We start from the raw sequence: 7,091 nt of genomic DNA on the forward strand, positions 1-7,091 counted from the left end.
TTCTTTCTTTCTTTAGGTGTTAAAGGAGCATCTTTCATTGTTAGTCTCTCTAGTATTAATTATCACTGTATAAATACCGTTCCCGTGGAACGGTTTATTGTAAAGCATCTTATCTAATTGATTTAATTGTAATATATTAATTACTATTTCAGTAAAAATATTTTTATAAATTTATAATGGGGCACTTTGTTTGAAAATAAATAGCCTAAAATATTGTAAGACTAAATAAAATAGGCTACTGTTTTAATTTGCTTTTACAAATACTTAAAAATAAGTTTATTAGGTTTTTATTATGACATGGGAAAGAGACTTAACGATTCAACAGCTAGATGAGACCTTAGCTAAGCTTAACCATCAAGCACCCGTAACTAGACCTGCGAGAGGCTGGATCTATGAGGTAAGGAATGCTTTGGGGATGAGTGCTAGGAGCCTAGGTGAACGCATTGGGCTTAGCCAGCCAAGAATATCTTTAATGGAGAAAGGCGAGGTAGACGGCTCTATTTCAATTAAAACGCTGGAAAAAGCAGCGCATGGCTTAGGTTGTCGAGTTGTTTATACCTTAGTCCCAGAAGAAGGTAGTTTGCAGGCAATGAGAATAAAGCAGGCATTGAAAAAAGCCCAACAGATGAATCAATATACTGAGTTGCACATGGGGCTTGAAGATCAAGCGACAGGAGATGATTTTAAAGAACAAAGCATTAAACTAATGGCGGATGAATCATTGAGAAAATGGCCTAGAGATTTTTGGGATAATTTATGATTAATGATGAGCTACCAATAGGTGCAACTCCCTTAACCCCCGATGATGCAAATGGACTGATACCTAAGCATATAGCAACAAGAGGGCAGTTGGATCAATTTGAATCAAGGAATATTCAGCAAGGCTTGCTGTGGGCGATGAAAACGAAGCGAACGCCCTCTGATATTTTAAATATTGATTTCTGCCTTAAACTCCACAAACAGATGTTTAACAAATCCTGGTCATGGGCTGGTCAGTTTAGGAAATATGAAGTTAATATTGGCAATATTCCACCAGAGATAGTGGCCGTTCAATTAAAAAATTTATGTGATGACGCAAAGGCATGGATTGAATTCAGCAGCTATCCTCTGGATGAAATAGCAATTCGGCTTCATCATCGTATGGTGTACATTCATCCCTTTCCTAACGGTAATGGCCGGCACTCTCGTATCATGGCTGATTTACTTCTGAAAGCATTAGGCCAGCCACTGTTTACTTGGGGAAATAAAGCCAACCTCACTTTACAGTCCCAAAGTCGAGTGGATTATTTGGCGGCTTTAAGGTTAGCGGATAAAGGTGATTTAAGTGCTCTATTAGATTACGCAAGAACTTAGTGAATACTAAGGGTTCTGTCGCAATAATTATCAAAAGCTCAGACCTCCTGGCCTTCAGACAATTGAAATAGTGATATTTTAACAAATCCCCGCAGTTTTAATCACACCCTAGTTGAGACGGACGCAGGGCGACCAGGGCATCTTCCATTCGCTGCGTAGGCGAATGAATGTTGGTGACAGGAGTCCCAGAATGTTGTGAGGTAGCATGGCGCGCCTGTTTTAATTTAGTTGGTACTTGGTGTACATTGGGTGGTCTACATCCTCAAGATATGGTGAATGAGGCGGTGAAAGAGTATTTTAAAAAAGTATTTCATTTAGAAAAACAGGCTAAGGGAAACGGACAAATATAGGTACTTTTCACTTTCATGCTGGTCAGATACCTAGTATTATTCACTATTATCTAATTTTGTTTCTTTGCCCTTACTAATTAGGTGGATTCAACTCTGAAGTGCAATTCCTGTAATCATGCGGCCTCACGTTTATTCTTATAAAAAAACACAGCATGAGGGGTGTCATAGTTTAACGTTTTTCGTGGTCGGCGAAGGGAAATTTGCCAATCCGAAGTGCGCTAGCAGCGCGCTCGGGAGGCTAAAATTTTATCCCGATGATCCTAGAGACATTTGAGGGAGCCTTAGCCATGCGGGTTTTGTGCATGGGTGAGGTGGACGCAGGGCGTGCCAGGGCATAAATGATTCGCCGTGCGGCGAATCGATTTTTGTGACATGGAGTCCCAAAATATATTATGAAGACGCGCGATGGCGCGTATATATTCTATTATAAATTCATCGGCGCGGTTGTTTTTTACCATGAAGGACATGAAGAACTTGAAGGTCTTGCGGTATGAGTGGATAGGCTGCATTTTTTCTTCATTAACTTCATGTCCTTCACGGTGATAAAAGGCTATTAAGCATAAGTACTAAAATTGAAAACCTAAAATTACCCGCAGCTGATCAGTCACCAGGTCTGCCTGCAAGTCTTTAATATAAGCGTACATAATATCCACGGTAATCATTTGATTATACTGGTAGCTGAGATAGGTATTAAATTCCTGGGTATGAAAATCAGCGGCATTTCCGCCCTGGAAGTCGCCAGCGGCTACACCTATATTCATGCTTTCTATAAAGTATGGCTGGTATTCCAGATTAAATAACAGCGCCTGGGCATTTTTGGCATTCACAGCATCCATGGTCATTTGCTCCATAGAGGTAAAAAAAGGCCCTCCTCCGACACTATTTACGGCAGCTGACTGGCCGAAGTTCTTATTATACGCGGTAGTAAATGACATGCCATAAGAGCTGATCGTGGCGTATATCCCAAGCGTGTTGGCACCTACCTCGCCAATCGATTGCGCGCCCACTGAGCGCCCCATATCAAACTGCACTCCTAGATCATAGAAAATATAATCATTAAAGCTATTCTGGTAGGTGACATCGACAAAGAAAATTTGCTGTACATCTTTAATATAGTAGTACCAGGCGCTGGCATTAATATAGCCCTGCTGATACTTTCCCCAGGCTATCCAGGACTGCGCGCCAGTGCCGCCAAATGCTTCGCCGATATCGATAAAATCAGCGGCATTGCCATTATTTTCCCAGCCTTTAGCCGTGCGAATAAAGCCACTGCCAAGATAAATTTCATCATTTAGATGATAGTCCAGCAAGTAGGCCTCAAAAATATTAGGTAATAAGCGCAAGTCATCCTGATCCATATGCGGTGAATTAAAGCGCTGCGGACCTAAATGCGCCTGTAAATCGGCATAGGATAAGGTCATTACCGCTTCGCCTAAGGTAATATAACTGTTCTTGTTCTCATCGAAAAAATCACCCTGAATTTCATCTTTATTGCCACTGTTAAAACCAGGGTTGATCGCAGTAAACGCACTGGCATGTAGCTGAAAATATGGCCCCCAGGAAACACCACAGCCCAGTTCGCCGCCTAATCCATAGGCTTGTTGATTACTAACGGTTTTAGTATGGGTCTGAATATAACCGCCACGGATAAAACCATTGCAGCCATTGTATTTCAAATCATGTTTAATACCTTCTTCGCGTACCGAATTATTGATATTGTTCGGTTGGCCAGGCGATAAGTCTTCTTTGGGCTGGATATCTGTTTGAATGTTTTGCTCTTCGGCAAAGGCAGTTTGCAGAGTGATCAACACAAGCAACAAACTATAAAGATAAGCTTGCATATTATTCAATTTTTCAGAGTGTAGGGCAGAGATGTGGTGCGGGTTTTAGGCCGCGATAAGAATAATCTGTGCCTGAGCAAATAGATTAAATAATAAGAAAGGCGAGTTTACGCTAAGAAAAAAATCAGAGGAGTTCATAATAGATGCCTGATTAATGTGCTCACCCGCACAAGTTTTATACAGGAAATATTTGTGTTTCCTGGCCGATTTCAGGCAGGTCTCCGAGCTTATGAGCGGATATATTCCAGAATACACACCTTCCCATTCCAAACAGAACAGTGGTATAAAATAGACGTTTAACTCAATTGCCGTTGCGGTGGCAGCGTTGGCTTTATTTGCGTAATGCACCAACTTACCTTTTAATATTGATATAGCAAGACACTTGAAAGGTACATTATACATTTCAGTGTAAATGAGAACAAGTCTTGTTTGCATTGTAAAAGAGTGACCCTGTGTAAAGCTGACTTTATCCGCTAGTATGCCCACGCTATTGCTAATGTCAGGGCAATTCGCTGATCCGAAGTGCGCTAGTAGCGCGCGAGGTAGGCAAGAATTGCATTCCGAATAGCCGTCCAGCCATTTGAGGTAGTCTTAACGGAGCAGGGTTTTGTGCGTAGTTGAGACGGACGCAGGGCGACCAGGGCATCTCCCATTCGCTGCGTAGGCGAATGAATGTTGGTGACAGGAGTCCCAGAATGTTGTGAGGTAGCATGGCGCGCCTGTTCCCTGATTTTAAGCGATAGAGCGCTTTTCGTGTGTATGTGTATATACGGTTCTGTCGCAATAATTATCAAAAGCGCAGACCTCCTGGTCTTCAGGCATAACTATCCTGCTAAAGCCATAAACTGCTTATAAGCAGGAATATTTTCCTCAGACAATTGCCCCTTTCGGATCATATGTGCCGTTTCAATTTCATCAATTGTTGCTTGGTCGGAGTGAAACGCTTTAAAGCCCATCATCGGTTTTGTTATTTTTTTGATAAAGCGATGATCCTGTTCGATGATGTTATTCAAATATTTAACCTGTAATATGTCGATCATAGTGGCAAACCCAGCGAGGATTAACAAGAGGTTAATATTGGCTAATCCTGCATAGTTAGCGCCACTTTTATCCATAACGACCTTATCAGGAAAGCCATTATTGTTAATCGTTTGTTTGAAAAATGCGGTTGCAGCCTCTTCATCACGGCGCTCAGAAAGCATGAAATCAAGCGTATCACCGTGACTATCAACAGCTCGGTATAAATAGGTCCACTGCCCCTTCACTTTGATATACGTTTCATCCATGCGCCACGATTTATTGGTTTCTCGTTTCTGAGATTTAGCTTTTACAGCAATGGCAGGAGAATAACGATTTACACAATTATAAAATAATGAGGTTATTATTATGGATGTTTGGTTTTTAGTTTGTTCTAAAGGGGGGGTTGGAAAGTCTACAATTTCTACCAATATGGCGGTATGCGCCGCGAGAGCTGGAAAAAAGGTTTTGCTTGTCGATCTGGACGAGAAACAAAAATCCGCCGCGAATTGGTGGAAAAGACGGGAAATCGAGGACGATATAAAAGCGGTTATTGTTCCCCATGATATAGAAAAGGTTAAAGAAATTTACGGGTTTGCACAAAAACAGGGTTATGATTTAGTGATTTTCGATACTAAAGGCGCAAGCGATACCCTGCATAATGTGATTATCGGATTTGCAACACTTTGTATTGTTCCTGTTCAACCGTCTGTTTTTGATCTTGAGGCAATACCAAGCACCGCTAATATGATTAAAAGCCTTGATAAGCCTTTTACTATTCTTGTTTCACGCTGCCCCCCAGTAGGTAATGAATTTGAAAAGTTGCGCTTAGGGCTTGCTGCTCATGGGCTTGTTTGTCCTTATTCGACCGTAGAACGCAAGGTATATCGCCACGCTGCGGGGCTTGGTCTTGGGGTTGGAGAATATGACGAAAAGGACAAAGCCGCCGAGGAAGTAAAAAATATTTATGATTGGCTGGTAAAAACAGAGGAAAAACAAAATAGTTTAAAGGTGGCATCATGAGCAGTAAAACATCAAAGAAAAATGCAAGTATGGACGCATTATTGAATGCAGCGGCAGAACCTGAAAAAGAAACCGCGCAGAATAAACCAGTGATAGAACCAGTTAAGAGAGGGAAGGGCAGACCCAAAAAAGCAGAAGGAAACCGTCAACAGTTGCCGACATATTTACCAGAGCCGCTATATTTCGAAATGCTGGACTATGTGAACCTGAAAAAGCGCAGCGATAGGCAATACTCATTAAATGATTTAGTCCTTGAAGGGCTGGATTTGTGGCTTGCATCTATTGGAAAACCGAGTATTGCAGAGCTTATAAAAGAAAATAAATATTGATTTTTCAATATCATAAAATCATTATTCTATAATACTTTTATATTGGTTCGATAAATCTCAATGAACCGAAAACGAACCACTCAAAAGGAGGTCACAACATGATTGAATTATCAAAGGCATGTGTTAAGCAGCTTGATATAAAGGACGCTGTACTAATGCCTTATTATGATACAAGCGACCCGCGATATTTTGATAAGGGGAAAAAGAAAATGGCAGACACTAAAAAGAAAAAAGCTACAAAGAAAGTTGTTAAAAAGGTAATAAAAAAGCCGCCAAGTAAGGCAATAAAAAGTATTCAACATGATTTGTTTTCTGATTTTTTGGCTAATGATATAAGCGAAGTTTCAAACACCGTTGATTTATGGGAGCGCATACCTAAATATTTTTTGTCACCACAGGAGCAAAAAACGCTAAGACCTGAAAAGGGACAGCCAGACCCTTATACACAAGAATATATATTAAGGGGGGAGAATGGCGAGCCACAGCCTTATAAGGTAAGAATACAACCCGCTTTAATTGAACAATCAGATGGTGAATTTATAGCTTTTTTTCCGACTAAAGCCGAGGAAGTTATAGAGGAAATTTTAAAAAAGATATTTACAGAGCAAAATCTAGGGATACATGATTCAAAGAACGCTGAAAGTTGGGTAAAGTTTAGCTATGGGATGATAAATAAAGAACTTAGAAAGAATAAATGCAGTAGAACACACCAACAAATTAAGCATTCTTTGGAAGTTATGAGCAAGTGCATTTTAACGGTGTATGAAGATAGCGAAGAAATATACACAGGGGCAATTTTACAAGATTATTGCAGTGTAGATAGAAAACAATATCTTGATAATACAAAAGCTCTACATGTTGCGCGGTTATCGGTTTTTATATCTCATGCAGTTAATACCCTGCAATATAGGCAATTCAATTTAAGGCGACTGACAGCATGTAAGGAACAATTAAGCGGCTGGATACTTAAAAGCTGAAGTTTCCCAATAATTATTTATGGTAAAATTGAAACTATGCTACAACTATATGAAAAAAATAGTCTTTTCATTCGTTTCAAATGCTATTGCCTAAGGGGAATTAAGTAGGGGTTTGCTATAAACATGGCAAAACCACCTAAAATAAACCTCGATACACCAGCATTGTGTATTTCAGCTACTCAATAATTGGGAAACTTCAGT

8 protein-coding genes, 1 pseudogene and 1 riboswitch are annotated in these 7,091 nt (G+C 40.3%); of the genes and pseudogenes, 6 read left to right on the forward strand and 3 right to left on the reverse strand.

Annotated elements, in window-relative coordinates; translation table 11 throughout:
• Nucleotides 1-292: 292 nt before the first annotated feature.
• The 3 genes from CDZ78_RS13235 to CDZ78_RS13245 all read left to right on the forward strand — a co-directional run bounded on the left by CDZ78_RS13235 (nt 293) and on the right by CDZ78_RS13245 (nt 1,703).
• The gene (locus CDZ78_RS13235; RefSeq protein WP_087870433.1) at nt 293-760 is read left to right on the forward strand and encodes a mobile mystery protein A; all 468 of its coding nucleotides are present in this window, start codon (nt 293-295) and stop codon (nt 758-760) included.
• The gene (locus CDZ78_RS13240; protein WP_087870434.1) at nt 757-1,353 is read left to right on the forward strand and encodes a mobile mystery protein B; all 597 of its coding nucleotides are present in this window, start codon (nt 757-759) and stop codon (nt 1,351-1,353) included. Before CDZ78_RS13235 ends, CDZ78_RS13240 begins: the two co-directional genes overlap by 4 nt.
• Nucleotides 1,354-1,520: 167 nt before the next feature.
• Nucleotides 1,521-1,703, forward strand: a complete 183-nt coding sequence (locus tag CDZ78_RS13245) for a hypothetical protein (RefSeq protein WP_087870435.1) — start codon at nt 1,521-1,523, stop codon at nt 1,701-1,703.
• A 566-nt stretch (nt 1,704-2,269) separates the two neighbouring features.
• Here CDZ78_RS13245 and CDZ78_RS13250 read toward each other — a convergent pair.
• The 3 genes and pseudogenes from CDZ78_RS13250 to CDZ78_RS13255 all read right to left on the reverse strand — a co-directional run.
• Nucleotides 2,270-3,544, reverse strand: coding sequence for an OprD family outer membrane porin (locus CDZ78_RS13250; protein WP_140414056.1), 1,275 nt, complete (start codon nt 3,542-3,544; stop codon nt 2,270-2,272).
• Between the two features lie 195 nt (nt 3,545-3,739).
• A riboswitch (cobalamin riboswitch) is annotated at nt 3,740-3,945 on the reverse strand.
• Nucleotides 3,946-4,071: 126 nt separating this feature from the next.
• Nucleotides 4,072-4,338, reverse strand: a complete 267-nt coding sequence (locus CDZ78_RS22075) for a hypothetical protein (protein ID WP_167374301.1) — start codon at nt 4,336-4,338, stop codon at nt 4,072-4,074.
• A 30-nt stretch (nt 4,339-4,368) separates the two neighbouring features.
• Nucleotides 4,369-4,902: pseudogene (locus tag CDZ78_RS13255) on the reverse strand (IS6 family transposase); the annotation flags it as partial.
• Between the two features lie 28 nt (nt 4,903-4,930).
• Between CDZ78_RS13255 and CDZ78_RS13260 the strand changes: the two are divergent.
• The 3 genes from CDZ78_RS13260 (at nt 4,931) to CDZ78_RS13270 (ending at nt 6,890) form a co-directional block, all read left to right on the forward strand.
• Complete coding sequence (locus CDZ78_RS13260; RefSeq protein WP_087870438.1) at nt 4,931-5,584, forward strand: AAA family ATPase; 654 nt, start codon at nt 4,931-4,933, stop codon at nt 5,582-5,584.
• Nucleotides 5,581-5,913 carry a hypothetical protein gene (locus CDZ78_RS13265; protein WP_087870439.1) on the forward strand — a complete coding sequence of 111 codons (333 nt, stop codon included), beginning with the start codon at nt 5,581-5,583 and terminating at the stop codon, nt 5,911-5,913. Before CDZ78_RS13260 ends, CDZ78_RS13265 begins: the two co-directional genes overlap by 4 nt.
• A gap of 98 nt (nt 5,914-6,011) precedes the next feature.
• The gene (locus tag CDZ78_RS13270; RefSeq protein WP_087870440.1) at nt 6,012-6,890 is read left to right on the forward strand and encodes a hypothetical protein; all 879 of its coding nucleotides are present in this window, start codon (nt 6,012-6,014) and stop codon (nt 6,888-6,890) included.
• The last annotated feature ends 201 nt before the right edge of the window (nt 6,891-7,091 follow it).

It is taken from the genome of Bathymodiolus platifrons methanotrophic gill symbiont, from assembly GCF_002189065.1.
Classification (GTDB): Bacteria; Pseudomonadota; Gammaproteobacteria; order Methylococcales; family Methylomonadaceae; genus Methyloprofundus.

Bases quoted from the DNA above. Each gene is read 5' to 3' on its own strand.
- CDZ78_RS13260 (WP_087870438.1), top strand. From the start codon at position 4,931: ATGGATGTTTGGTTTTTAGTTTGTTCTAAAGGGGGGGTTGGAAAGTCT.
- CDZ78_RS13240 (WP_087870434.1), top strand. From the start codon at position 757: ATGATTAATGATGAGCTACCAATAGGTGCAACTCCCTTAACCCCCGAT.
- CDZ78_RS13265 (WP_087870439.1), top strand. From the start codon at position 5,581: ATGAGCAGTAAAACATCAAAGAAAAATGCAAGTATGGACGCATTATTG.
- CDZ78_RS13250 (WP_140414056.1), bottom strand. From the start codon at position 3,544: ATGCAAGCTTATCTTTATAGTTTGTTGCTTGTGTTGATCACTCTGCAA.
- CDZ78_RS13235 (WP_087870433.1), top strand. From the start codon at position 293: ATGACATGGGAAAGAGACTTAACGATTCAACAGCTAGATGAGACCTTA.
- CDZ78_RS13245 (WP_087870435.1), top strand. From the start codon at position 1,521: ATGTTGGTGACAGGAGTCCCAGAATGTTGTGAGGTAGCATGGCGCGCC.
- CDZ78_RS13270 (WP_087870440.1), top strand. From the start codon at position 6,012: ATGATTGAATTATCAAAGGCATGTGTTAAGCAGCTTGATATAAAGGAC.